Origin of the sequence: Magnetospirillum sp. SS-4, from assembly GCF_902729425.1 — a bacterium.
In the GTDB taxonomy this organism is placed as follows: Bacteria; Pseudomonadota; Alphaproteobacteria; order Rhodospirillales; family Magnetospirillaceae; genus Phaeospirillum.
Map to the genome: position 1 here is coordinate 418,078 of NZ_CACVCH010000001.1, position 25,568 is coordinate 443,645.

At 68.1% G+C, this 25,568-nt stretch carries 22 protein-coding genes; 13 read left to right on the plus strand and 9 right to left on the minus strand.

Features of this window, described 5'->3' with window-relative positions:
- Positions 1-672 (plus strand): glutathione S-transferase family protein, encoded by a 672-nt coding sequence (locus tag MTBSS4_RS02030; RefSeq protein ID WP_173981712.1) that lies wholly within the window; start codon positions 1-3, stop codon positions 670-672.
- A gap of 281 nt (positions 673-953) precedes the next feature.
- On the opposite strand, the gene MTBSS4_RS02035 is transcribed toward MTBSS4_RS02030, so the two are convergent.
- The gene (locus tag MTBSS4_RS02035; RefSeq protein WP_173981713.1) at positions 954-1,895 is read right to left on the minus strand and encodes a LysM peptidoglycan-binding domain-containing protein; all 942 of its coding nucleotides are present in this window, start codon (positions 1,893-1,895) and stop codon (positions 954-956) included.
- Positions 1,896-1,991: 96 nt separating this feature from the next.
- On the opposite strand from MTBSS4_RS02035, the gene MTBSS4_RS02040 reads away from it, so the two are divergent.
- On the plus strand, positions 1,992-2,651 hold the full coding sequence (locus MTBSS4_RS02040; RefSeq protein WP_173981714.1) for a cytochrome b/b6 domain-containing protein: 660 nt from the start codon (positions 1,992-1,994) through the stop codon (positions 2,649-2,651).
- Positions 2,652-2,655: 4 nt separating this feature from the next.
- Here MTBSS4_RS02040 and MTBSS4_RS02045 read toward each other — a convergent pair whose 3' ends face one another.
- The 3 genes from MTBSS4_RS02045 to MTBSS4_RS02055 all read right to left on the minus strand — a co-directional run bounded on the left by MTBSS4_RS02045 (position 2,656) and on the right by MTBSS4_RS02055 (position 5,942).
- The gene (locus MTBSS4_RS02045; protein ID WP_173981715.1) at positions 2,656-3,387 is read right to left on the minus strand and encodes an ABC transporter ATP-binding protein; all 732 of its coding nucleotides are present in this window, start codon (positions 3,385-3,387) and stop codon (positions 2,656-2,658) included.
- The gene (locus tag MTBSS4_RS02050) at positions 3,384-4,583 is read right to left on the minus strand and encodes a hypothetical protein (RefSeq protein WP_254432328.1); all 1,200 of its coding nucleotides are present in this window, start codon (positions 4,581-4,583) and stop codon (positions 3,384-3,386) included. The genes MTBSS4_RS02045 and MTBSS4_RS02050 overlap by 4 nt, the downstream gene beginning before the upstream one ends.
- A 66-nt stretch (positions 4,584-4,649) precedes the next feature.
- Positions 4,650-5,942, minus strand: a complete 1,293-nt coding sequence (locus MTBSS4_RS02055; RefSeq protein WP_254432329.1) for a hypothetical protein — start codon at positions 5,940-5,942, stop codon at positions 4,650-4,652.
- Between the two features lie 150 nt (positions 5,943-6,092).
- Here MTBSS4_RS02055 and MTBSS4_RS02060 point away from each other — a divergent pair, with 150 nt between their 5' ends.
- Both MTBSS4_RS02060 and MTBSS4_RS02065 read left to right on the plus strand, forming a co-directional pair.
- Complete coding sequence (locus MTBSS4_RS02060; protein WP_173981718.1) at positions 6,093-6,869, plus strand: metallophosphoesterase family protein; 777 nt, start codon at positions 6,093-6,095, stop codon at positions 6,867-6,869.
- A gap of 73 nt (positions 6,870-6,942) precedes the next feature.
- A complete protein-coding gene (locus tag MTBSS4_RS02065) occupies positions 6,943-8,214 on the plus strand; it encodes a TIGR03862 family flavoprotein (RefSeq protein ID WP_173981719.1) in 1,272 nt (423 codons plus the stop codon).
- Here MTBSS4_RS02065 and MTBSS4_RS02070 read toward each other — a convergent pair.
- Together MTBSS4_RS02070 and MTBSS4_RS22695 are read right to left on the minus strand one after the other, a co-directional pair.
- Positions 8,192-9,871, minus strand: coding sequence for a methyl-accepting chemotaxis protein (locus tag MTBSS4_RS02070; RefSeq protein ID WP_173981720.1), 1,680 nt, complete (start codon positions 9,869-9,871; stop codon positions 8,192-8,194). The two genes, MTBSS4_RS02065 and MTBSS4_RS02070, sit on opposite strands and share 23 nt — an antisense overlap.
- Positions 9,872-10,093: 222 nt before the next feature.
- Positions 10,094-13,450 carry a FecR domain-containing protein gene (locus MTBSS4_RS22695; RefSeq protein WP_173981721.1) on the minus strand — a complete coding sequence of 1,119 codons (3,357 nt, stop codon included), beginning with the start codon at positions 13,448-13,450 and terminating at the stop codon, positions 10,094-10,096.
- 130 nt (positions 13,451-13,580) lie between these two features.
- Between MTBSS4_RS22695 and MTBSS4_RS02080 the strand changes: the two genes are divergently transcribed.
- From MTBSS4_RS02080 to MTBSS4_RS02090, 3 genes are read left to right on the plus strand one after another with little or no spacing between them, the layout of a single operon-like run.
- Complete coding sequence (locus tag MTBSS4_RS02080; RefSeq protein ID WP_173981722.1) at positions 13,581-14,873, plus strand: TolC family outer membrane protein; 1,293 nt, start codon at positions 13,581-13,583, stop codon at positions 14,871-14,873.
- Between the two features lie 7 nt (positions 14,874-14,880).
- Complete coding sequence (locus MTBSS4_RS02085) at positions 14,881-16,551, plus strand: ATP-binding cassette domain-containing protein (protein ID WP_173981723.1); 1,671 nt, start codon at positions 14,881-14,883, stop codon at positions 16,549-16,551.
- Positions 16,544-17,839 carry an HlyD family type I secretion periplasmic adaptor subunit gene (locus MTBSS4_RS02090; RefSeq protein ID WP_173981724.1) on the plus strand — a complete coding sequence of 432 codons (1,296 nt, stop codon included), beginning with the start codon at positions 16,544-16,546 and terminating at the stop codon, positions 17,837-17,839. Before MTBSS4_RS02085 ends, MTBSS4_RS02090 begins: the two co-directional genes overlap by 8 nt.
- A gap of 7 nt (positions 17,840-17,846) precedes the next feature.
- Here the strand turns inward: MTBSS4_RS02090 and MTBSS4_RS02095 are convergent, their stop codons facing one another.
- On the minus strand, positions 17,847-18,764 hold the full coding sequence (locus MTBSS4_RS02095) for a diacylglycerol kinase family protein (RefSeq protein ID WP_173981725.1): 918 nt from the start codon (positions 18,762-18,764) through the stop codon (positions 17,847-17,849).
- 187 nt (positions 18,765-18,951) lie between these two features.
- Between MTBSS4_RS02095 and MTBSS4_RS02100 the strand changes: the two genes are divergently transcribed.
- The 6 genes from MTBSS4_RS02100 to MTBSS4_RS02125 all read left to right on the plus strand — a co-directional run bounded on the left by MTBSS4_RS02100 (position 18,952) and on the right by MTBSS4_RS02125 (position 24,514).
- Positions 18,952-19,818, plus strand: coding sequence for a UDP-2,3-diacylglucosamine diphosphatase (locus MTBSS4_RS02100; RefSeq protein ID WP_173981726.1), 867 nt, complete (start codon positions 18,952-18,954; stop codon positions 19,816-19,818).
- Entirely contained in the window at positions 19,746-20,786 is a 1,041-nt protein-coding gene (locus MTBSS4_RS02105; RefSeq protein ID WP_173981727.1) for a glycosyltransferase family 1 protein, read from the plus strand. Before MTBSS4_RS02100 ends, MTBSS4_RS02105 begins: the two co-directional genes overlap by 73 nt.
- 107 nt (positions 20,787-20,893) lie before the next feature.
- Positions 20,894-21,058, plus strand: coding sequence for a hypothetical protein (locus MTBSS4_RS02110; RefSeq protein WP_173981728.1), 165 nt, complete (start codon positions 20,894-20,896; stop codon positions 21,056-21,058).
- A gap of 123 nt (positions 21,059-21,181) precedes the next feature.
- Complete coding sequence (locus tag MTBSS4_RS02115) at positions 21,182-22,396, plus strand: argininosuccinate synthase (protein ID WP_173981729.1); 1,215 nt, start codon at positions 21,182-21,184, stop codon at positions 22,394-22,396.
- 55 nt (positions 22,397-22,451) lie between these two features.
- Positions 22,452-23,474 (plus strand): glycosyltransferase, encoded by a 1,023-nt coding sequence (locus MTBSS4_RS02120; protein ID WP_173981730.1) that lies wholly within the window; start codon positions 22,452-22,454, stop codon positions 23,472-23,474.
- The gene (locus MTBSS4_RS02125; protein ID WP_173981731.1) at positions 23,471-24,514 is read left to right on the plus strand and encodes a glycosyltransferase; all 1,044 of its coding nucleotides are present in this window, start codon (positions 23,471-23,473) and stop codon (positions 24,512-24,514) included. Before MTBSS4_RS02120 ends, MTBSS4_RS02125 begins: the two co-directional genes overlap by 4 nt.
- On the opposite strand, the gene MTBSS4_RS02130 is transcribed toward MTBSS4_RS02125, so the two are convergent.
- Both MTBSS4_RS02130 and MTBSS4_RS02135 read right to left on the minus strand, forming a co-directional pair.
- On the minus strand, positions 24,498-24,803 hold the full coding sequence (locus tag MTBSS4_RS02130; protein ID WP_173981732.1) for an STAS domain-containing protein: 306 nt from the start codon (positions 24,801-24,803) through the stop codon (positions 24,498-24,500). The genes MTBSS4_RS02125 and MTBSS4_RS02130 overlap by 17 nt on opposite strands.
- Positions 24,788-25,568: ATP-binding protein (locus MTBSS4_RS02135; protein WP_173981733.1), on the minus strand; the 781-nt coding region annotated here is incomplete at its 5' end. The genes MTBSS4_RS02135 and MTBSS4_RS02130, both read right to left, overlap by 16 nt.

The window sequence follows — 25,568 nt, forward strand, 5'->3', positions numbered from 1 at the left end:
ATGATAACGCTTTACCATCATCCGCTTTGTGCCCTCTCGCGCCTGGTGCGGCTCGTGCTGGCCGAGAAGAAGCTGGAGTTCGAGGCCCGGATCGAGAAATTCTGGGAACGCCGCCCCGAGTTCATGGAAATGAATCCGGCCGGCGAGGTTCCGGTCCTGGTGGAGGAGGACGGCGCCACCCTGGCCGACGCCGTCGCCATCGCCGAATACCTGGACGAAGTTCACCGCGACCCGCCGCTGCTGCCGGCGGCGGCGGCGGCCCGCGCCGAGGTCCGGCGGCTGGTCGGCTGGTTCTGCGTCAGGTTCCATGCCGAGGTCACCGTCAACCTGTCCGGCGAAAAGGTGTTCAAGCGGCTGTCGACCCAGCACGCCGAACCGGATTCGCGCAAGATCCGGACCGGATTCGCCAACATTCACGAACACCTGAACTATATCGGCTGGCTGACCGAGCGGCGGACCTGGCTGGCCGGCGGCGATTTCACCCTGGCCGACATCGCCGCCGCCGCCCAGATTTCCGCCATCGACTACATGGGCGACGTGCCGTGGGAGCGCCATGCCGGCGCCAGGGACTGGTACGCCCGCGTCAAGTCGCGCCCCAGCTTCCGCCCCCTGCTGAACGACCACCTGCCCGGCATGCCGCCGCCCCGGCACTACGCCGACCTGGATTTCTGATCCACTCGACTCTAGAGCATCGAGCCCTATATCTGCACCAGCCCTGTTTCTCATGGGGCGAGGCAGCGGCAAGGCGCGCTTCGCCGGTCGATGCGGCGCATCGGCCAAGGAGCGGAACGCCGCCGATGCCCACCCCATGGAAATCCGAAGGAACGGGCGGATTTGCCCCATTATCATCGGCAACGGGCTTGACCATGGCGACAACCATGGCCTGCGCCCCTTGCCTCGATCCTGAGCCAAATTCGCTCCGTCAGGGCGGCGCACATATAGGGCTCGCCGCTCTAGCGATTGGGGACGCTGAACACCTGGCCGGGATAGATCAGGTCGGGGTCCTTGATGCGGTCGCGATTGGCCTCGTAGATGACGGTGTAGGCGATGCCGCGGCCATAGAGCCGGCGGGCGATGCGCCACAGCGAGTTGCCCGGCTCCACCACCACGCCGGTCGATCCCTTGCCCAGGTCGTCGCCCGGCGTCCAGTTCACCTCGACCCGGGCCAGCACCTTGCCCTTGTCGTCGATCAGGTCGGCCCGCAGCATGTGGGCCCCCGGCCCGGGCAAGGCGCCGGCGATGCGCCAGGCGCCGATGCCGTCGGCCGCCGTCCGGCCCGCCAGCCTGTTGTCGATGTAGAGCAGGACCGTGCCCCCGGCCGGAGCTCTGCCGCCGACGAACAGGCGGCCCTGGCCGTCGTGATCCACCACGTCCAGCGACAAGATGCCGCCGCCGGTTCCGCCCGGTCCCTGAAGGATACGGCTGGCGCCGTCGCGGCCGGGCCTGACGGCCAGGGCCGGCCCCTTGCCGCGCTCGGGCACCACCAGCACCACCGGCTCTCCGGAGTCCATGGTGGTTCCGTCGGGATTGGCGGCCCTCAGGCGCAGTTCGCGGGCGCCGGGCGGCAGCGCCACCGTCGGCACGAACACCCATTCCCCCCGCGCGTCGGCGGTGACGCGGCCCAGTTCGACATCGCCGTCGATGATGGTCACCACCGCGCCCGGCATGGCGCGGCCGGCGATGACCGAATCGCCGTCGGCGTCGATGCGGACCACGTCGAAGGACGGTTCCCGCGCGTCGGGGACGGCGGCGGCGGGAGCGACGGGAGCGACGGTCTGGGGAATCGCCTGCGGCATCGCCGGAGCGGCGTCGTCGCGCTCCTGGAGAAGCGCCAGGATCAGGGCGATGGCGGCGACGGCGAGCCCGATCAGGGCGATGGCGGTGGGCCGGTTCAACGGCGCTCCCCGAAATGAGTTGCGGCGACGGTACTGGTGGGTAACCTAGCCTGGATTTGCCGTAGTGTCACGAACGCAAAGGAGAACGCGGCGGCCATGCCCAAGTCTTCCAAGCCCCGGCTGGTTCCCGTCTGGGACCTGCCGACCCGCCTGTTCCACTGGAGTCTGGCCCTGGGCTTCGCCGTGGCGTGGGTCAGCGGCAGCATGGGGAAACTGGACATTCACATGCGGCTGGGCACGGCGGTGCTGGCCCTGCTGGCCTTTCGCCTCGGCTGGGGCGTCGCCGGCAGCGCCACCGCCCGCTTCGCCTCGTTCGTCCGCGGACCGTCGGCCATCCTGGCCTATCTGCGCGGACGCTGGACGGGAATCGGCCACAATCCGCTGGGCGCCGTCAGCGTCGTCGCCATGCTGGCCCTGCTGCTGGCCCAGGCGGCCAGCGGCCTGTTCGCCAGCGACGATATCGCCAGCGACGGTCCGCTGGCCTGGATGGTCTCGTCGGCGGCCACCCGGACGCTGTCGGCCTTTCATCGCCTGAATTCATGGATCGTGCTGGGGCTGGTCGGCCTGCATCTGGCCGCGATCGCCTATTACCGCCTCGGCAAGGGGGTCGACCTGGTCACCCCCATGCTCACCGGGCGGGGCGAGGCCGACGACTATGCGCCGCCACCGCCCCAGGCCAGCCCGGCGCTGGCCCTGGCGCTGCTGGCGGTCTCCGCCGCGTTGGTCTTCGGCGGCCTGGCGACTTGGGGGCGGTAAGGCCTCAGGGCCTTTGGCGGTCGCGGGCGATGTCGAGAAAGACGTCTTCCAGGTTGGCCCGGCCGAACCGTCCGATCAGCGCCGCCGGCGATCCCTGGTCGACGATGCGGCCCTGCTTCATGATCAGCACCTGATCACACATGCGCTCGACCTCGGCCATGTTGTGGGAGGCCAGCACGATGGTGGCGCCGGTGCGCCGCCGATACGCCTCGAAATAGCCGCGGACCCAGTCGGCGGTGTCGGGGTCCAGCGAGGCGGTGGGTTCGTCCAGCAGCAGCAGTTCCGGCGTGTTGAGCAGCGCCTTGGCCAGGGCGACGCGGGTCTTCTGCCCGGCCGACAGCCGGCCCGAGGCCCGGTCGAGGAGGTCTTCCAGCGCCAGTTCTCCGGCCAGTTCGGCGATGCGCGCCTTGAGGCCGGCAACCCCGTACAGCCGGCCGTAGACGGTCAGGTTCTGCCGCACCGTCAGGCGGTGGGGCAGATCCACATAGGGGCTGGAGAAGTTGAGGCGCGGCAGAACCCGGTAGCGGTCGCGCACCATGTCCTCGCCCAGCACCGCGATCGCTCCCGCGCTGGGCACCAGCAGCCCCAGGATCATGGACAGCGTGGTGGTCTTGCCGGCGCCATTGCCGCCCAGCAGCGCGGTGATCGAGCCGGCGGCGACGTCGAAACTGATGTCGTCGACGGCGCGATTGGTCCCGAAGACCTTGCTGACGGAGCGGACCTCGATGGCGTTCAAGGGCGGGGACGGGACCGGAGGCCGCGCTTTCTGGGATCACCCTGGATCAGCGATTCGATGTGGCGGCCCTGGAACAAGGTGATGCCGACGGAATGGCCGAACTCGATACCGGCCTGGTTGTCGCAGCGGCACAAGATGATGCGGGTCACGCCGATACGGCGCAGCGCCTCGGTCTTCTTGTCCTTCTCCTCGGTCAGCGACGGATCCCACACCAGCTTGATCAGGTCGGCGCCCAGGCGCTCGCGGTCGACGAAGGGCAGCTGGCTGTAGGTCAGGCCGTCGATGCAGATGCGATAGCCGCGGTCATGGGCGAAATCGCGGGCGAACAGATAGGCGCCCAGATCGGCGAAGATGTCCACCTTCTGCAATTCCAGCACGATGGTGCCGCGCATGCCGGCCTTGACGTTGTCGTCGAACACCAGGAATTCCGGGGTAAGGATGGTCGAGACGTTGAGATTGATGCTGATGTCGCCTTCCAGCGTGCGGTCGTCGTGCTTGTTCAGCAGGCTGAGGACGCGCCGGTCCAGGGTCTCGGTCAGTTGCTGGAACAGCCAGGGGCTGGAATTGACGTTGACGGTGGGAAACAGGGTCTGGCGCAGGTCGGCGATGGAGATGAAGAGTTCGTTGAACACCGGCTGGGGCGGCGCCTTGCCCACCATGGCGCAGATGGACTGACGCCGCATCAGGTTGGCCAGATCGGCCTGTCCCAGCGAGGCCTCCACCCGTTTCAGCAGTTCCGGCGTGAACGGCGAGCCCGACGGCTTCTGGGGCAGGCGGGCGGCCGCGCCCGATTGCTGGGTCAGGGCGGTGCGCTGGGCCGCCACGTCCTGGACCATCTTCTGGGCCAGGGTCAGCAGCAGGTCGTATTCGCGGTCCAGCGAGTACCAGGTGCAGAAATGGCCTTGGACGCCGCGCTGCTCCTCCATCACCAGGGGATCGTCCGAGAACAGGAAGCGCAGCTTGACCACCGCCGCCTCGACCTCGTCCTGGGCCTGGGCCTTGTAGATGACCATCAGGTCCGAATTGGCCAGATGAAACACCTGGGCCTGCATCATCTTGACCAGGGTCTCGAAGGTGTTGCCGGCGATGCGCATATGGTGCTCGCGGCGGTTCTGCGCCATCAGGCCCGACAGGTGGATATGGGCGGCCTTGCGGTCCTGGCGGTGGCGTTCCAGCCGGTGAACGTAGTCCAGCATCAGGTTTTCCTGACTGGACGGTCTGGGCTGGCCGACGGGCGGAGGCGGGTGCTGCATCGGCTGGTCCTACCGGATGGCCTTGAGCGGCGGGAAGGCGTCGAGCATGTCGTTGTCGCCGCATTCGGCGCGGGTCCGCCCCGAGATGACGCCGTGCCGCTGGGTGCACTGGTTCAAGGTGCAGGCCGACGACTTGCCGCACTCGGCCATGGTCACCGCCGAGATCATGGAATCGAGGAAGCGGCCCTGGAACATGCGGATGCCCTGTGACAGTCCCCACGAGATCGACGTCTCGGTATCGCAGCGCGACAGAATGACGCGGTCGAAGCCCACCGGCCCCAGCGCGTGCTGAATCTCGGCGGTCTTGATGTCGTCGATCATGTCGGGACTCCAGCTCACCTTGATGAAGTCGGTGTCGAACAGCTCGGCGTCCATGAACTGCAAGGTCACCGGGCTCATGCCGTCCAGCACCGATTTATGCCCGTGCGAGCGCAGCTTGTCCCGGGCCCGGAAGAAACCGTCCAGGTCGTTGAAGATGTCCAGCAACTGGAACTCCACCACCAGGCCGGCCTTGCCCCGGATGCTGGCCTCGAACTGCTGGAACACCGGGGTCTCGATGGTGGCCATGTTGAGGTTGACCGAGAACGCCGCCGGCATCTTGCGAAAGCCGGTGTCTTGAAGCACCGACAGCACCCTGAGGTCGAGAACCTGCGACAGATGCTGGAACAGCCAGCGGTTGGACAAGATGTTGACGTCGGGCGCCAGGACCTTCTGAAGGTCGGCGATGGACATGAAGAATTCCTGGAACGCCACCTCGGCGGTCATCTTCTCGTTGATGACGATGCAGGCCTGGCGCCGCACCACCCCGGCGATGTCGGTGGCGCCGATGCGTTCCAGCACCGAGGTCAGGGTCTGGGCGTCCAGCGGCTGGATCTGCGGCGCCGTCCGCTGGGTCTCGGCCATCTTCTTGGCGGAGGAGACCATCTGGCCGCACAGGGCGAAGAACGAGTCGTAATCGGCCTCGAGGTCGTAATAGGTGACGAAGCGGTCCTGCCCGTCGGGGGATTCGGCGTAGGTCAGCGGATCGGTGGAGAACAGGGCCCGAAGCTTGTAGACCATGGAATCCAGTTCGCTGATCCGCGCGTCCTTGCAGATCAGGATGATGTCGGAATTGGTCAGCAGGAACATCTGGCCGCGATAGGCGTCGACCATGGTCTCGAACAGCCGGAAGGCGATGCGGATGCGGCCTTCCTCGCGATTGGCCGGTTGCAGGCGCGACAGGTGCAGATGCAACGCCAGCCGCCCCTCCCTGATGCGGCCGACACGCTCGGCGGCATCGAAGAGAAGGTTCTCGGACGTCACGACTTCCTGTCGCCCTGTTCCGAACGCGCCGGCGTTCATTTCGTCTCCATTTTCCGAACCGGTTCAATCGACCATTGTTGTCCGGGACATATAAAGGCAAAGTTACCAGCCGTGAAAATACCATTGGCCGGCACTGGTGTCCCAGGGGAAATGACCAAGCATTCTTCAGAGCATCCCGAAGGACAAGCGGCCAAAGTTCCCGACGGAACCAGGGTCTATGCCATCGGCGACATCCACGGCCGTGCCGATCTGCTGCGGCACTTATTGGATGATATCGCCGATGACGCTACCTATGCCCCATACGATGGCGACCCACCCCAACGTATTGTGGTAATCTGTATCGGCGACCTGATCGATCGCGGTCCGGATTCCAAGCCGGTGATCGAGCGCCTGCTGGCCGGGGCCCCGGCCGACGGACCGCTGGCCGGGGCGCAGTTCATCGCGCTGCGCGGCAACCACGAAGACTACATGATGCAATTCCTGGCGGATTTCTCGGCGGCGCCCGGCTGGCTGCGCAACGGCGGGCTGGAGGCGGTCCGTTCCTATGTCGGCCACCTTCCCGACGGCTTCATCGCCGACTATCCGGCCATGCAGCGGCTGCTGTACCGGGCGCTGCCCCCCACCCATCTCCGCTTCCTGTCCAGGATGCCGCTGCGCCATGTGGAGGGCGACTACCTGTTCGTCCATGCCGGCATCCGTCCCGGCGTGCCGCTGGAACGCCAGGACGCCTACGACCTGATGTGGATCAGGGAACCATTCCTGCGTGCCGCCGAGCCGCTGCCGAAGGTGGTGGTTCACGGCCATACCGTGGTGTCCGAGCCGGAAATTCATCCCTGGCGCATCGCCATCGACACCGGCGCCTATCGCACCGGCCGGCTGACCTGCCTGGTGCTGGAGGGGGCCGGCCGGAGGTTCCTCAACACCTGATCGGGGCGGGTGGCGGTTCGGGCGGCCTCAAGAGCCGTCGATTGTCGGCCATCCCTGATGTAGACTGGCGTCCATGAAAGATCCGGCCTCCCCCGTCGTCCGCGTTCACTCCGGCGCCGTCGTCATCGGCGGCGGGCCGGCCGGGCTGATGGCGGCCGAGATGCTGGCGGAACGGGGTGTCGCCGTGTCCCTGTACGACGCCATGCCGTCGCCGGGGCGCAAGTTCCTGCTGGCCGGCAAGGGCGGGCTGAACCTCACCCATTCCGAGGCCCTGGGCAGCTTCATTCCCCGCTACGGGGCGCGGGCCGGGCTGTTCCAGTCGCTGCTGGCCGAATTCGGCCCGAACGACCTGCGCCATTGGGCCAGGGAACTGGGCATCGACACCTTCGTCGGCTCGTCCGGGCGGGTGTTTCCCGAGGGCATGAAATCGGCGCCGCTGCTGCGCGCCTGGCTGCGGCGCCTGAAATCCATGGGCGTCGCCATCAATGCCCGCCACTACTGGCGGGGCTGGAGCGAGGCGGGACGGCTGCGCTTCCACTCGCCCGCCGGCATGGTGGAGGTGGAGGCGCCGGCGGTGGTGCTGGCGCTGGGGGGGGCCTCGTGGCCGCGGCTGGGCTCGGACGGCTCGTGGGTGGACCTGCTGGCCGGCAGGGGCGTCGCCGCCGCGCCGATCCGGCCGGCCAATTGCGGTTTCGACCTGGGCTGGAGCCACCGCTTCGCCGGGCGCTTCGCCGGACAGCGGCTGGAAACGGTGGAGCTTTCCTTCAACGGGGTCACCGTGCGCGGCGAGGTGACCCTGACCGAAACCGGCATCGAGGGTGGAGCCGTCTACGCCCTGTCGGCCGGATTGCGCGACGCCATCGCCGAATCCGGCATCGCCATGGCCACCCTCGACCTGATGCCGGACTGGCCCGAGGCGAGGGTGCTGGAGGCGCTGTCGCGGCCGCGCGGCTCGCGCTCGCTGTCCACCTTCCTGAAAAGGGTTCTGCCGCTGTCGCCGCCGGCCCTGGGCCTGCTGCGGGAATTGCTGCCCCGCGACGTCATGGACAACCCGGTCCTGCTGGCGGCCGAGATCAAGGCCCTGCCGCTGCCGCTGCTTCAGACCAGACCGCTGGCCGAGGCCATTTCCACCGCCGGCGGCATCCGCTTCGAGGACCTGGACGAACATCTGATGCTGAAGACGCTGCCCGGCGTGTTCGTCGCCGGCGAGATGCTGGACTGGGAGGCCCCCACCGGCGGCTATCTGCTGACCGGCAGCTTTGCCACCGGCCGCCGCGCCGGCCTGGGGGCCGCCGAATGGCTGGCCGCCGCCGGCGAAGGGATCAGCCCGTCTTCATGTCGCTGAGGAAGGTGCTGACTTCCTTGCGCAGCAGGCCGGATTCCGCCACCAGTTCGTCGGCGGCCTTGAACATGCCGCCCGCCATCTCGCCGGTGGCCGAGGCCGCCTTGGAAACGTCGGCGATGTTGCGGGTGATCTCGGCGTTGCCGTCCGAGGCCTGCTGAACGCTGCGCACGATCTCGGCGGTGGCGGCGCTCTGCTCCTCGACCGCGGCGGCGATGGACGACACCACCTGATTGACCCGGTCGATGGTCTGCCCGACATTGCGGATGGTGTCGACCGCCTCCTGGCTGATCGACTGAATGCCGGCGATCTGCTGGGCGATCTCGTCGGTGGCCTTGGCGGTCTGGTTGGCCAGGGTCTTGACCTCGGAGGCCACCACGGCGAAACCCTTGCCGGCCTCGCCGGCGCGGGCCGCCTCGATGGTGGCGTTCAAGGCCAGCAGGTTGGTCTGGCCGGCGATGGCGTTGATCAGGCTGACCACCTCGCCGATCTTGCCGGCCGCCTTGGCCAGCCCGTCCATGGTGCCGTTGGCGGCCGAGATGCCGCTGACCGCCTCGGCGGTGATGGTGGTGGTCTCGGCCACCTGACGGCTGATCTCCTGGACCGAACAGCCCAGCTGCTCGGCGGCGGTGGCCACCGTCGCCACGTTGGCGGCGGAATGCTCGGCAGCGGAAGCGACGGCGGCGCCCTGCTGGCTGGTCTGCTCGGCGGTGGCCTGCAACGAGTTGGACACCTGGTGCACCCGCTCGATGGATTGCATCACCGAAGCCAGGATGTGTTCCATGGTGGTGTTGAAGCGGGCGATCAATTCGTCGCGGCGGGCCACCAGCCTGGCCTGCTGATCGCGCTGGCTGCGCTGTTCCGCCTCCAGGCGGGCGGTCTTGTCCATGTTGTCGCGAAACACCGCCACGGCGCGGGCCATGGCGCCGATCTCGTCGCGGCTGTCCAGCGAGGGGATCTCCACCGCGGTGGTTCCCTCGGCCAGCCGCCCCATCACCGCGGTCAGTCCGCCGACCGGACCGACGATCAGGCGGGTCATGGCCAGGGTGACGACGACGCACACCGCCAGCGAGCCGAACAGTACCCCGAAATATTGCAGCTTGGTCGACGCGGCCAGATCGGCGGTGTTGCGGTAATCGGACGAGGCCTTGGCGGCGGCCTGATTGGACAGCCCGCCCAGCAGCTTGTGCAGGCCGTCATATTCGATCTCGGTGGCGCCCATCATGGACAGGGCGGTGATATGGTCGCTGGCGTACATGTCGAGCACGTCGCCGGCGGCCAGTCCGTAATCCTTGACCTGTTTGGCGGCGGCCGCGTCGGCGCCCAGGGCGGCCAGCACCTTGGCGGCCTTGTCCTGCCAGTCCTTCAGGTCCTTGCGGACCTCGGTATCCAGCGCCTTGATCTTGTCCTTGTCCTCGCGGGCGGCCTGCCAGCCCAGCAGCCGGTAAATGTTGGACTGGATGCCGGCGGCGGTTCCGTCCAACTCGGCGGCGGAGCGGCTGTTGGCGAACGAGACCGTGACCATCTGTTCCATGGAGGCCCCCTGCCGGTCCATGGCGAAATGGAACACCATGCCGAGAACCAGGATGGAGGCGATCAGCAGCAGCGGCGCGATGAACACCTTGACGGCGATGCGGGCGTTGGTGATATGGGCGAGCACGGGACACTCCCAGAGTCGTGATTTGAGTTGTCCGGGGGCTCGAATCCGTCCCGGTCCACGAAACAACCGTTCTGCCACCCTGTTGGAGCGCTGGTTATTATAGGGACGCGCCCTCGTCCGACTAAAGTGGTATATCAATACCGATTTAGTCAAGCCCTCGTTGCTCGATAGGCCTCGATTCGGACGGCTCTAAAGTATAGAACCGTCCGATACCGAGCAATATCATGTGGTTATGATGACATCCGATTGATCGAACGTGCCGTCGACGCTCGCCAGGATGGCGACATCGTGGGCAGTGCCGCCCGACGACCCGTCGGCGCGATTGCTGTCGTAGGCCAGCATCAGATTGCCGCCGGTCTTGGTGTAGAGCACGAACAGCGCCCCGGTGCCGGCATTGCCGCCGCCGCTGGTGACGGTGGCGACCGCCGCCTCGGCATCGGCGTAGGTCTGGGCGTTGCTGATCATCAGAAGGTTGGCGGCGTTGAAGTCGTAATTGTTGGCGGTGTCGCTGATGGTGAAGCCCAGGCCGAGGGCTCCGTTGGAAAGGCCGGTGTTGTAGGTGGTGTTCGAGAACACGAAGCTGTCGGCGGCATGGCTGAAATTGGTGACGGTGTCGGTCGACAGCTTTTCCGTCGTCATGTTGGTGTAGATGATCAGGTCGGTTCCGGCGCCCCCGCCCGTCGCCAGGGTGATCGCATCGGCGCCGGCGCCGCCGATGAAGCTGACGCCGCCGCCGCCGATGGTCACGGTGTCGGCGCCGCCGCCGCCGGTGATGGTTTCCACGTTGCTGACGGTGGCGCTGGTGACGGTGCCGCCGAAGGTGAGAACGTCGGTGCCGGCCCCCAGGTCGATGGAGCCGCCGGACAGGGAGCTGCCGATGGTGACGCTGTCGTTGCCGGTGCCGCCGACGATGCTTTCGACGCCGGTGACGGTCAGGCTGTGGGTGGCGTCGCTCAGCGTCACCTTGTCGGTGCCGCCGGCGCCGTTGACGGCGGCGGTGGCGTTGGCGATGGTCAGGTCCAGCGGACCGTCGCCGGTCTTGTTGACGGTGATGGTGCCGGTGCCGGACAGCGATCCGGTGAAGGTGCCCATGCCGGTCAGGTTGACCGTCTCCACGTTGGCGATGGTGGCGGTGGTGGCGGTCGGGCCATAGGTCCAGCTCAGGCTGTCGGTACCGCCGCCGCCGTCGACGTAGGACAGGGTCGTCCCCAGATTCATGCTGATGGTGTCGTTGCCGGACGAGGTGGTCAGGCTCTCGAAGCCGCTGAAGGTGTCGAGGGTGCTGGTGTGGTGGGTGACGCCGTTGCCGATGGTGGTGTCCATCGCCACCGAGATGCCGGCGGAATAGGCGCTGCCGGCATAGCTGAGGCTGTCGTTGCCGGTCTCGCCGTGCACGCTGCTGCTGCCGGTTCCGTTCAGGTTGACGACGTCGTTGCCGTTGCCGGCATAGATGATGTTCTTGGTGGTGACGCCGGTGATGGTGTCGTCGCCGTCGGCGCCGAAGATCACCGCGCCGATCAGGGTGCCCGATCCGCTGGCGGTCAGGGTGGCGGCGTTGATGGTGTCGTTGCCGCCGGTCCCCGACACGATATAGCCGCGGTCGTCGCCGGTCATGGCGTTGGTGCCGCTGAGGACGACGCCGCTGCCGAGCGCCAGGGCGATGTCCGAGGCCGAGGCCTGAATCTGGTTGATGGTCTTGGCGGCCTGGATGGTGCCCAGCGAATTGCTGCTGAGATCGGTGATGGACAGCAGCAGCGACGAGGTGTGGTTGGGATCTTCCAGCACCGTGATGATGGCGTCGGTCAGATTGCTGAAGGTCAGGCGATTGACGCTGCCGCCGGAATCGGTCAGGACGTCGGTGCCGCCGATGCTGGCGCGCTGGACCACGTATTCGGTGTTGGCGCTGTTGCCGCCGAAAGCGTCGTTGCCGGTGGTGAAGGACGAGAACGTCTGGTCGAACGGCACCTCGTTGATGGGATTGTTGGGCTTGGTGGGGTCGTTCTGCTCGACGATGGTGCCGCCGGGAGGAGGCAGGAAGGGATTGCCGGCGAGGGGGTCGTAGACGGCAGGCCCCAGCAGGACGCCGCCGCCGGCCAGCGGCCCGAAACCACCCAGGGCGCCGAAGCCGCCCGTATCGCCGAAACCGCCCAGCGGGCCGAAGCCGGCCAGCGGGCCGCTTCCCGGCAACGGGCCGAAGCCGCCCACCGGACCAAGGCCGACGGGAAGCCCGCCCTGGTCGCCCACGGGACCGAATATCTGGCCGAAAACCTGTCCGACCACCTGGCCGATCACCTGCTGGAGCCCCTGCGGACCAAGAGGCGTCGGAGCCGGCCCCAACTGCGCCCCCTCCCCTCCCGGAGGAACCGGCCCTCCCGGAGGAACCGGACCTCCCGGAGCGACCGGGCCGGCCGGCCCCTGCGGTCCTTGCTGCGCCGGCTGCCCGTCGGGACCGACCGGCGCGGCCGGCGGCGGAGCCACGCCGGTCTTGGCGGCCTCGCTCTGGACCTTGGCGGCGGCGGCGGCCTTGGCATCGGCGGCGGCCTTGGCGGCCTCGGCCGGAGTGGCGGCCTTGGCGGCCTCGCTCTTTTGCTGCAATTGCTGCTGCTGCTGGCGCATCTGCGGCGACGCCGGCGGCTCGGTGCGCTGTTGCAGCGGCGGCTGCGACGGCGGCAGGGTGGCGGTGGCGCTGCCGTACAATTGCTGGATCTGCTGCGGCGGAATGATCACCGGCGGCGGCGGCGGCTGGTTGAAGCTGGTCATCTGGACCGTCTGGTTGATCTGCGACATCACCTGGACGCCGCCGCCGCTCTTGATCGCGATCTGGCCGATGCCGCCGCCGGAATCGGCCAGCAGCGACACGGTGTTGTTGCCGCCCTCGGGCGCGGCGACGCCCGCCACCGTGGTGCCGCGCACGCCGATGCTCAGCACCGGGGTCTTCACCGTCATGGCGTCGAGGGTGGTCTTGGCGATTTCGCCGGAAGTGAAGCTGAAGGGACCGCTGGTGACTTGCAGGGTCGAGGTGCCGGTATTGGTGCCGGGATCGTAGGACAGCTGTTCCAGAACCGCCCGCGCGCTGTGCCCCACCGAGAAGGTCGAGCCGTCGACGAACACGATGCCGACGCTGCCCTGGGCCCCGGTGGTGACCTCGTCGCCCTCATAGACCGCCATGCCGTTGGCGGCGGGCACGGTGGTGCCGTCGGCATGGCGGATCTGGGCGATGCCCGACAGCTTGTTGACCTCGCCGATGGGGGCCGGACCGTCGGGCGCGGCGTCGCTGGCCGGCGCGGCCTGGGCGTATTGCCCCGGCGCCGCCGAACCGGCCAGCCGTCCGGCCAGGTCGCCGGGAATGACGGTTCCGGACGGAGACGCCAGGGCGGGGGCGCTCGCCACCGCGAAGAAGTCGGTCACCACCACCTGGCCGCCATCCCTGCCGTCGATGACCAGATTGGGGCCGAGGCGGGAATAGACGGCGTCGGCCAGCGGAAAACCCGATGGCAGGACCAGCACGGGGCCGGATGCCGCATCGAGGACGACGGGGGTGGCGGTCTGGTCCGAAATTGGCGCCGTCGATGTCAGCATGATTCCCGCTCCCCACCCCCCGGCCGCGGTATCAGGATACGGCCCGGATGCATTCGCTGTTTCTGCGTATGGTCAATTCAACCGGAAAATCATATCATGCGCCGGAAACGTTTCGAAGGGGGTACCTCGCATGGCTTTGGGGAAGTACGCCGGCATGGCGGCGCTGCTGTGCTGTGGATTGGCCGCCGCGCCGGCCCGGGCCGATGATCTGCGCCTGCTGATCGACGACATGCTGCGAACCAACGACCGTCTGGTCGGGGCCGAGGCCGACGTCGAGGGCGCCCGCAACTCCATCGAGGTGGCGCGCGGCGGCTGGTACCCCACCCTGACGCCGACCGTCAATTACGGCTACGAGAAGCAGAACAAGCCCAGCGGCTCGGACGACACCGCCGCCTACCGAAACGAATATTCCGCCTCGCTGAAACAGCTGGTGTGGGATTTCGGCGCCACCAACTCGACCATCGGCCGCGCCGAGGCCACCCACAAGCAGGCGGAATCGACGCGCGAGGGCACCCGCCAGGGCCTGATGCTGGAGGCGGTCACCGCCTACGCCAACCTGACCCGCACCCTGCGGCAGTTGAGTTTCGCCCGCGAATCCGAGGCCAATATCCGCCGCCAGACCGGCCTGGAAGAGGCCAAGGTCGACCTGGGATCGGGCCTGTCGTCGGACGTGCTCCAGGCCAAGACCCAGCTGGCCGGCGCCCAGGCCAACCGGATTCAGTCGGAATTCGCCCTGGCCCAGGCCCAGAACCGTTTCCGCAACATCTTCAACAAGCCCATGGAGGACGCCGCCTCCATGGTGCTGCCCAAGGTGCCGCTGGACCGCCTGCCCGCCACCTTGACCGACGCCCTGGCCATCGCCCGGGCCAACAGCCCCTCCATCAAGGTCGCGACCCACGCGGTCGAGGCCGCCCGCCGGCAGATGGAGGCCACCAAGGCCCAGGGCTTCTTCCCCAAGGTCGAACTGGTGGGCGAGGCCAAGAACAAGCGCAACATCTCCGGCACCATGGGCGCCCAGCAGGAATATCTGGCCAAGGTCGAGGTCTCCATGCCCATCAATCTGGGCATGACCGCCGTCAACAGCCTGAAGGCCTCGGAAAGCGGAGTGGTGGCCGCCGAGCGCCGACTGGCCGCCGGCCGCGACCAGACCGAGGAGCAGGTGGGCAACGCCTGGGAGAACTACGTGCATCAGAAGGCCCGCGCCGAGATGCTGGGCAATCAGGCGGTGCTGGCCAACGAATTCCTCGAACTGGCCCGCAAGGAACGCCAGCTGGGCAACCGTTCGCTGATCGACGTCCTGGCCGGCGAGACCGCGCTGATCGGCGCCCAGAGTCAGGCGGCTTCCGCCCAGGCCGACGTGGTGATCGCCGCCTACACCGTGCTGGCGGTCATCGGCAGCATGGAACCCGACGCCATCCGTTGACTTCTGAATGAATGAGCTTCTCCGCCGCCTGTTCGCCCACCCGCTGATCCTGACCGAACTGCTGGCGGCGTCGCTGTTCATCAATCTGCTGGGACTGGCCACCACCGTGTTCGTCATGCTGGTGCTCAACCGTTATGTCCCCTATGGCGTCGACGCCACCCTGGTCACCCTGACCATGGGGGTTCTTCTGGCCGCCGCCCTGGAATTCGGCTTTCGCGAGGCCCGCATCCGCCTTGCCGCGGCGGTCACCGGCCCAAGCGAGGCCCTGCGTGGCGAAAGCGCCTTCGCCGCCCTGGCCCAGACCCGGGTGGCGGTGCTGGAACGTCTGCCCGCCGGCCTGTTGCAGGAGGTCATGCGCGGTCTCGACGTGGTCGACCGCGTCTTCACGCCGGCCAATCTCTGCGCGGCGCTGGACGTTCCCTTCGCGGTGCTGACCCTGATCGCCCTGGCCTTTCTCAGTCCGCTGCTGGCGGTGCTGGCGCTGGGCTTCATGCTGGCCTCGGTCGCCACCGTGGTGGTGGGCGAGCGCCTGCTGAAGGATGTGGCGCGGGGCGCCGGCGAGGGCGAGACCCAGGCCCAGGCGGCGCTGGGCGCCGCCATCAACAGCGCCGACACGCTGCGTGCCTTCAATTCCGGCGGCCAGACCATCGGCCTGTGGCGCGCCGCCCGCGCCCGCGTCCTGGCGGCGCGGCGCAAGCTGGGCGAACGCCAGAGTCTGGTGCAGTCCATCACCCAGACCGTCGGCGTGCTTCAGGGCATCGTGATCGTCACGGTCGGAGCCGTCCTGGCGGTGAAGGGCGACCTGTCGGTGGGCGGGCTGGTGGGGGCCAACATCCTGGCCGGGCGGGCGCTGGGCCCCATCAACCGCATGGCCGGCATGGCCGAGATGTTCGCCCGCGCCGACCTGGCGCTGCGCCGGGTCCACGACTTCATGCGGCTGCCGCGCGAACAGCAATCGGGCATGGCCCTGAAGTCGGTGGCGGGGCGTCTGGAACTGGTGGACGTGGCCTTCGCCCATCCCGGCTCCAGCGGGCCGCTGGCCGAGCATCTGTCGGTGCGGCTGGACCCCGGCATGGTGCTGGCGGTGTCGGGCCCCAACGGCAGCGGCAAGACCACCCTGGCGCGGTTGCTGATGGGGCTGATCGAGCCGGCGCGCGGCCAGATCCTGGTGGACGGGGTCGAACTGCGCCAGCTGTCGATGGAATGGTGGCGCAAGCAGGTGGCCTATCTGCCGCAGGAGCCCGAGCTGCTGGACGGCACCGTCGAGCAGGCGGTGCGCGGCGCCAATCCCGGCATGGGCGACGACGAGTTCAACCGGGTGCTGCGCGCCGCCGGCCTTCGCGCGTGGCTGGACACCTCCATGGACGGAATCGCCACCCCCATCGTCAACGGCGGGCGCAATCTGGCGCTGGGGGTGCGGCGCCGGGTGGCGCTGGCCCGCGCCCTGGCGTCGCGGGGCCGCTTCGTGGTGTTCGACGAACCCACCGAATCCCTCGACGCCGAGGGGCGGCAGGCGGTCTACGCCGCCATGAACGAACTGGCCCGCTCGGGTGCCACCATCGTGGTGTTCTCGCACGATCCGCTGGTGATGCGCGGCGCCACCTACCTGCTCGACCTCGGGCTGAAGCCGGTGCCGTCGCTGACCGGCCCGGTGCTGAAGGACGGCGGCCATGGCTGAGGCTTCCGATTCGCCGGAAATCGAGCCCGTCGCCCGCGGAACCCACCTGTTCGTCGGCTGCGCCTCGGCCATGGTGGCGGGCTTCCTGGTCTGGGCGCATTTCGGGGCGCTGGACGTGGTCAGCCAGGCCACCGGCGAGGTGGTGCCGTCCTCCCAGATCAAGTCGGTGCAGCACCTGGAAGGCGGCATCGTCTCGGAAATTTCCGTCCGCGAGGGCGACAGCGTCACCCGCGACCAGCCGCTGGTGGTCCTGCAATCCACCGCCAGCGGCGCCGACGTCAACGAGATGACCATCCGGCTGGCCACGCTGCGAGCCGCCCTCGCCCGGCTGGAAGCCGAGACCGAGGACCGCGCCGTCATCGCCTTTCCCGACGACATCCGCCACGATCATCCCGACGTGGCCATGGCCGCCGAAGCCCTGTTCGACAGCCGGCGCGGCCGGCTGGCGTCGACCATCGGCGGGCTGCGCGACGCCGCCACCCAGCGCGAGCAGGCGGCCGGCGAGGTGGAGGCGCGCCTGCGCAACTCCCGCAATACGCTGAGCCACCTGGAGGAGCAGGTGGGCATCAGCGAGGGCATGCTGAAGGAAGGGCTGTCCAACCGCTACACCCACCTAGCGCTGCTGCGCGACCGCTCGGCGCTGCGCTCGCGCATCGACGAGGACGAGGCGGCCTTGCGGCGCACCCAGGCGGCCATCAAGGAGGCCCGCGCCCAGGTCGAGACCACCCGGCAGGCCTATCGCCAGGAAGTGGCCGAACAGAAGGCGGCGGCCCAGCGCGAGTTCGACGAACTGTCGCAGCGCCTCGGCAAGCTGTCGGACAATCTGGAACGCACCGTCATCCGCTCGCCGGTGGACGGGGTGGTCAAGACGCTTCACATCGCCACCCGGGGCGGCGTCATCAAGCCGGGCGGCACCGTGGTCGACATCGTGCCGGCCGGCGACCGCCTGATCGTCGAGGCCCGGCTGCCCACCTACGATATCGGTTTCGTCTCGGAGGGGCAGAGCGCCAGGATCAAGCTGACGTCCCAGGACGCGGTCCGCTTCGGCACCATCGACGGCAGCGTCGTCCATGTGGGGCCGGACACCAGCGTCACCGACAAGGGCGCCGCCTTCTACAAGGTGCGGATCGAAACGGTCAGCGACCATTTCCAGAACGGCAGCCAGCGCTACCGGCTGTATCCCGGCATGCAGGTGGTCGCCCATATCCGCACCGGCGAACGCACCGTGCTGGCCTATATCATGGAACCGTTCATCGGCCTGGCCGAATCCGCCCTGCACGAACGCTGAACCGCCGTCATTCCGGACAGATCAGGTCGACGGTGTCCTCGTCCACCGATATCTCGGCGGGCAGGCGGGCGACGATGTCGCCATCGCCCTGCACCGGAGCGCCGCGCGGCCCGGTGATGACGATGGAGCGGGCGGAAATCACCCGCACCTCCGGCAGGCCGGACAGCCGGCCCATGGGCAGCGCGAGGCCGTAGCGCAGCATGCCGGCCAGTCCGCTGGCAGGCAGGATGCACACCTCCAGCCGTGGCGCCTCCAGGTCGGCGTCGGGGGCGGCGATGAAGGGACCGCCGTAGAAGCGGCCCTTGCAGGCGACCACCATGCGGCCCTCGTAGGGCACGCCGTCGGCGCGGATGCCCAGCTTGGGGAAATCGTAGCCCATGGCCCGCTTCAGGCTTTCCACCACATAGGCCAGCCGGCCGGCGTGGCGCTTGAGGGCGACGCTGACCCCCGCCACCACCTCGGCGTCCAGGCCGGCCCCGGCCATCAGCAGGAAACGGCGGCCGTTGGCCAGACCCACATGAACCCGCCGCGCCGGACCAAAGGCGATGGTCCGGGCGACGCGGGCGGAATCGGCGGGATCGAGGCCGATCTCGCAGGCCAGCACATTGGCGGTGCCCAGCGGAATCACCCCCAGGGCCAGGCCGCCGGGTCCGTGCGACAGGCCGTTCAGCACCTCGTTGACAGTGCCGTCGCCGCCGGCGGCGACGATGCCGTCCAAATCCGCCGGCCGCGCCAGGGCGGCCATGTCCTCGGCATCGCCACGCCGCCGCGTCTCATGGACGGTCACCGCGCAGCCCAGGCCCTCCATCTGCCCGATCACGTCCAGAAGCCGCTTGCGCTTGTGGCGCCCGGCGGCCGGGTTGTGGACGACCAGCACCCGGCGGGGACGTGCCGGCGGGGGTGGGGTGAGGTCTGATCCCGTCATGGCCTGATGTCGCATGGACTCATGTATAGCGTGGCGCCTCAAGGACGATCATGAAATTAACGTTACAGTTTGATTTCGGATCAATGAAATGATCATCGCCTGAATCAAAATATATATACACACACAAGGGATGACGACTAAATCCATGCCCATGAAGTGTTCCGATATCCGTACGGATGGGTAAGCGATGAACGCCAATATCGACATCGGTCGGCGTTACAGGACCATCTGGATTTCCGATCTTCATCTCGGCACCCGCGGCTGCAAGGCCGACGACCTGCTGGACTTTCTGAAGCATTCCGAATCCGAGACCTTGTATCTGGTCGGCGACATCGTCGACGGCTGGCGGCTGCGCAAGTCCTGGTACTGGCCCCAGGCCCACAACGACGTGGTCCAGAAGGTGCTGCGCAAGGCCCGCAAGGGCACGCGGGTGGTGTTCGTGCCCGGCAATCACGACGAATTCGTCCGCGACTATCACGGCCTGCTGTTCGGCGACATCCGGGTGGAAAACACCGTCATGCACCGGACCGTGGACGGCCGACGGCTGCTGGTCCTGCACGGCGACGCCTTCGACGGGGTGGTCAAGCACGCCCGCTGGCTGGCGCTGCTGGGCGATCGCGCCTACACGGCGGCGCTGACCCTCAACCACTGGCTGAACGTGGCGCGGCGCTCCATGGGCTTCCCCTACTGGTCGCTGTCGGCCTACCTGAAGCACAAGGTCAAGAACGCGGTTCAATACATGACCCGCTTCGAGGAGACCATGGCCGACGAAGCCCGGCGCCTGGGCGCCGATGGCGTGGTCTGCGGCCATATCCACCACGCCGAACTGCGCGAGATCGGCGGAATCATCTACTGCAACGACGGCGACTGGGTCGAAAGCTGCACCGCCCTGGTGGAGCATTTCGACGGCAGGCTGGAGATCCTGCACTGGCTCGGCCGGCAGGGCGTCTCGCGTCCCATGGCCGAGAGCAAGGAACCCGCATGCGCATACTCGTCGTCTCGGACGCCTGGATTCCCCAGGTCAACGGAGTCGTCCGCACCCTCGCCACCCTGAAGGACCAGCTGGAGGATTGCGGCCACCATGTGGTCATGGTGACGCCGGATCGCTTTCGTACCATCGCCTGCCCGACCTATCCCGAGATCCGGCTGGCGGTCGGCCCGGCGGCGGGGGTGGCCCGCATGATCGAGGCGGCCCAGCCCTGCGCCATCCACATCGCCACCGAGGGGCCGCTGGGCTGGGCGGCGCGACGCTACTGCCTGCGCCGGAAGCTGCCGTTCACCACCGCCTATCACACCCGCTTCCCCGAATATCTCCAGGCCCGCTTCCGGGTGCCGCTGCCGCTGTCCTACGCGGTGATGCGCCGGTTTCACCATCCGTCGTCCTGCATCATGGTGGCGACCCAAGGGATCGAGGACGAGCTTGTCCGGCGCGGGTTCGGCAACATCCGCCGCTGGTCGAGGGGCGTCGACACCGAACTGTTCCGCCCGCGTCCCGAGGCCAGGGGCGAGCACGGCCCCTTCGCCGGGCTGCCGCGCCCGATCTTCCTCTATGTCGGGCGGGTGGCGGTGGAAAAGAACATCGAGGCGTTCCTGGCCCTGGACCTGCCGGGAACCAAGGCGGTGGTCGGCGACGGCCCCCTGCTGGACGACCTGCGCCGCCGCCACCCCCAGGTTCACTTCGCCGGCGCCCGCCTCGGCGAGGACCTGGCGGTTCATTACGCCGGCGGCGACGTCTTCGTGTTTCCCAGCCGCACCGACACCTTCGGCCTGGTCCTGCTGGAGGCGCTGGCCTCCGGCCTGCCGGTGGCGGCCTATCCGGTGCCGGGACCGGCCGACGTGATCGGGACCAGCCCCGTCGGAGCCCTGGACGAGGATCTGGAACGGGCGGCCCTGATCGCCCTGACGGCGGATTCCATCCGATGCCGCGACCACGCGCTGGGCTTCTCGTGGGCGGCGTCGGCCCGCCAGTTCATGGACAACCTGAGGCCGTTCGAAACGCCGGCATGGCGGGCGGCGGAGTAGCCATACACCCGTCCCAGTTCGGAATTATTCCATGTCGATCTTGATTTTCGCGAGGAAGCGTCTATATACGCAATAGCTAATATACACGCCCCGCGAAGGAGAGATTCATGAGCGCCATCCAATCCACCATGGGAATGACCTACCGGACCGGGCACGCCGATAGCGCCGACTGGGGCCCGGCCGGCCGGGCCGTGGCCGCGATCGCCTATCTGTTCACCGTCGGAATCGTCTTCACCAGCGTGACCGGCGCCGTCCTCTATCTTCTGGGGTAGGCGTCCCTTTCCCCGGACGGGGGGCGGGACGAAGCAGAGGCGACTCGTCGCCGCTCTTGCTCCCGGCGCGGCATCTTCTATACTGCGCCGCCAAAATCCCCCCATCTCGGAAAGGCGTCTTTCATGAAGGGCGAAGTCAAGAAGGTCGTTCTGGCCTATTCCGGCGGTCTCGACACATCCATCATCCTGCGCTGGCTCCAGGACCAGTACGGCTGCGAGGTGGTGACCTTCACCGCCGATCTCGGCCAGGGCGAGGAATTGGAACCCGCCCGCAAGAAGGCCCAGATGATGGGCATCAAGGACGAGAACATCTTCATCGACGACCTGCGCGAGGAATTCGTCCGCGACTTCGTCTTCCCCATGTTCCGGGCCAACGCGCTGTACGAGGGGGTCTATCTGCTGGGCACATCCATCGCCCGGCCGCTGATCTCGAAGCGCCAGATCGAGATCGCCAACCAAGTCGGCGCCGACGCGGTGTCGCACGGCGCCACCGGCAAGGGCAACGATCAGGTCCGCTTCGAGATGGGCTATTACGCCCTGAAGCCCGACATCAAGGTGATCGCGCCGTGGCGCCTGTGGGACCTCAATTCCCGCACCAAGCTGCTGGACTTCGCCGAGAAGCACCAGATTCCCATCGCCAAGGACAAGCGCGGCGAGGCGCCCTATTCCACCGACGCCAACCTGCTGCACATCTCCTACGAGGGCAAGGCGCTGGAAGACCCGTGGGTCGAGCCGTTCGAGGACATGTACACCCGTTCGGTCAGCCCGGAAAAGGCGCCGGACCAGCCCACCTATATCGAGATCGAGTTCGAGAAGGGCGACGCCGTGGCCATCGACGGCGTGCGGATGAGCCCGGCCACCCTGCTGACCCGTCTGAACGAACTGGGCGGCGCCAACGGCATCGGGCGTCTCGACCTGGTGGAAAACCGCTTTGTCGGCATGAAGAGCCGCGGCGTCTACGAGACCCCCGGCGGCTCGATCCTGATCGTCGCCCACCGCGCCATGGAAAGCCTGACGCTGGATCGCGGCGAGGGCCACCTCAAGGACGAGCTGATGCCGCGCTATGCCGAGCTGATCTACAACGGCTTCTGGTTCAGCCCGGAGCGCGTCGCCATCCAGACCATGATCGACAAGGTCAGCGAGAACGTCACCGGCACCGTGCGGCTCAAGCTCTACAAGGGCGTCGCCTCGGTGGTCGGCAGGAAGTCGCCCAAGTCGCTCTACCGCCTCGATTACGTCACCTTCGAGGAGGACAGCGTCTACGACCAGCGCGACGCCCAGGGCTTCATCAAGCTGAACGCGCTGCGCATGCGTCTGGCCAAGATGGCGCGGGGATAGTTCGTTCCCGCCCTTCCGGCCGGTCAAGGACCGGAGGGGCGGGAACGCCTTCGTCATGCACATCACCCTGGTCGACGATTCCATTCCCTTCGACGGCTATTCCGCCTCCAGCCGGCCGCTGGGGGGAGCGGAAAAGGCCTTCGCCTCGCTGCCCGGCGCCCTGGCCCGGCGCGGCCATGCCGTCCACGTCATCAACCGCTGCCGCTGGGGCATGCATGTGGAAGGCGCCCAGTGGGAGACCTTCGACGGCAGGAAGCCGCTGCGCACCGACGTCCTGATCGCCTTTCGCAAGCCGTCGCTGCTGGAATTCGTCCGCCAGGCCGAACGCCGGGTGCTGTGGTTCACCGGCCCCGGCCGGCAACTGGAACGGCCGGCGGTTCGGGACTTGCTCGACAGCCACAAGCCCTTCATCCTGCTGACCGCCGAGGCCCAGGCCCGCGATTTCAAGGGACGCGGCCTTCGGGTCGGACTGATGCCGCCGGCGGTGCGCCCGGATTATCTGGCGGGCGAACCGCGCCCGGCCACCCCGCCCCGCGCCATGGTCACCACCCATCCCGCCCACGGCATGGACTGGCTGCTGGATCTGTGGATCACCCGCATCCGGCCGCTGGCCCCCACGGCGGAACTGCACATCCATTCCAACACCCTGGCCGCCGCCGCCGAGGGCGGGGCGGTGGACGAGGCCATCCGCCCCATCGCCGGCAAGGCGCTGGCGGCGCGCGAGCATGGCGTGGTGATCACCCGGCCCCAGGGCGATTTCCTGATGGCGGTGGCCTGGCAGGAGGCCTGCGTCCACCTGTTCCCCGGCCATGCCGACGACATGGGCTGCTTCACCTTGATGGAAAGCCAGGCCAGCGGCTGCCCGGCGGTGATCCGCCCGCTGGGGGCGGCGGCGGAACGGCTGGTGGACGGGCTGAGCGGCTATGTGGCCCCCGACGACGACGCCTTCGCCAATCTGGCGGCCCTGCTGCTGAACGACGCCCCGGTGCGCCGGGCCATGGGGGCCGAAGCCCGGACGCTGTACGCGGGCCGCACCTGGGAGAATGCCGCGACGACCCTGGAAGGCTGGCTGAAATGACCCGGCTGATCCAGGCCATGGCCGGCGCCCCCCACGGCGGGGCCGAAGCCTTCTTCGAACGTCTGGTTCCCGCCCTGGCGCGGGCCGGCGTGGCCCAGCGCGCGCTGATCCGCGCCAATTCCAGACGCGCCGCCCTGCTGCGCGATGCCGGAATCGACGTGGTGGAACTGCCGTTCGGCGGCGCCCTCGACCTGGTCACCCGCTGGGGGTTCGCCCGCGAGGTCCGCGCCTTCCGTCCCGGCATCGTGCTGAGCTGGATGAACCGGGCCAGCCGCTTCGTCCCCGGCGGGGATTTCGTGCCGGTCGGCCGGCTGGGCGGCTATTACGACCTGAAATACTACCGCAATTGCCGCCACCTGATCGGCAACACCCCGGATATCCGCGACTGGATCGTCGCCCAGGGCTGGCCCGAGGACCGGGCCCACTACGTCCCCAACTTCGTGACCGAGCCCCGGGCGGCGCCGGTGCCGCGCGCCTCGCTCGACACCCCGGCCGACGCCCGCCTGATCGTCGCCATGGGCCGCCTGCACCCCAACAAGGCGTTCGACGTGCTGCTGCGGGCCATGGAACAGGTTCACGACGCCTATCTGTGGATCGCCGGCGAGGGCGAATTGCGGGCGGAACTGGAAATGCTGGCCGCCCATCTCGGCATCCGGCCGCGCGTGCGCTTCCTCGGCTGGCGCGACGACGCCGCCGCCTTGTACGCCGCCGCCGACCTGTTCGTCTGTCCGTCGCGGCACGAGCCGCTGGGCAACGTGGTGATCGAGGCCTGGGCGGCGGGAAAGCCGGTGATCGCCTGCGCCGCGCAGGGGCCGGGTCAGCTGATCATCGGCGGAATCAACGGCCTGCTGGTGCCGGTCGACGACGACGCGGCCCTGGCCGCCGCCATCCGCCGCCTGCTGGCCGAGCCCGGCGCCGCTCGCGCCCTGGCCGAGGCCGGCCGCAAGGCCTATCTGGACCGCTTCACCGAACCGGCGGTGGTGGGGCGCTACCTGGCGTTCTTCGAGGCGGTGACGGCCGGAATCAGCGCTCGATCCTGAAGGTCTTGTGGGCCTCGGTCAGTTCAAGCATGCGATAGACGTTGTCGCGCGGATGCGACAGCGTGATGGTGTTGCCGGCGTCGGCCATATCCTCGCGGGCGATGTAAAGCAGGCCGAGGCCGACCGAATCGATATGGGTCAGCCCGGCCAGGTCGAAGACGACGGAGCAGCCTTTCCTGCCGCCAAGCTGAGCCAGCAGCCCCTGGAAATCCTCGTTGGCGGCGAAATTCAACTGACCCTCCAAGATGACATGGACGCCGCCGCCATCCTCCTTCACTCGATACTGCATGGTCCCGGTACCTCCTCGTTATCTTCGTCGCCCGCTTCGGCGGGGGACCGGCCGTTGAACAACATCACCAGCGTGCGGCCGCCATCCTCGCCATGAAGGGCCGAACAGGCCTTGCGGATCACCCCCAATCCGCGGCCATGGGTCGCGTCGGGACCGGCGGCGCGGCTCAGCCGGGCCGCCAGGTCGAAACCGTGCCCCTGGTCGCTGACCGAGGCGCGAACATATCCGGCTCCATTCGACGACATATTGATTTCGACGCGCCGCCCCGACAAGACCGGATCGTTCAGGCGTTCCTCCATGATCCGGCAGAACCGCTGGAACCCCTTGGCAGTGGCGCGCAGATGGCCGGGAATGCCCAAATTGCCGTGGATCACCGCGTTGCCGATCGCCTCGGCGATGCAGATGTCGATCATGTCGGCGACGTCCCGGTCGGCAAGGATGAAGTCGCGCCGAACCGCCTCGCCAAGCAGTTCCATGACGCCGAGGGCATAGGCCGAGGCGGTGGTCAGCGACAGGGCGAGGCCGCCGCCGCGCGCCGTGTCGAAGCATCGCAGGCCGACGCCCAGCAGGCCTTCCCCCCCCAGTTCCACGAAGCCGCCGAATGGGGGCCGCAGACCGCGCCGCACCGAATCCGCCTCGGCGACCCCGGCCAGAAGGCAGACATTCCCCGCCACGGGATGATCGGACAGCCGCAGCCCGAGGGCGGCGCACTGCCCGGCCAGATAGTCGCCGCCACCGGCCTCGACCACCACCATCAGGGGGGGG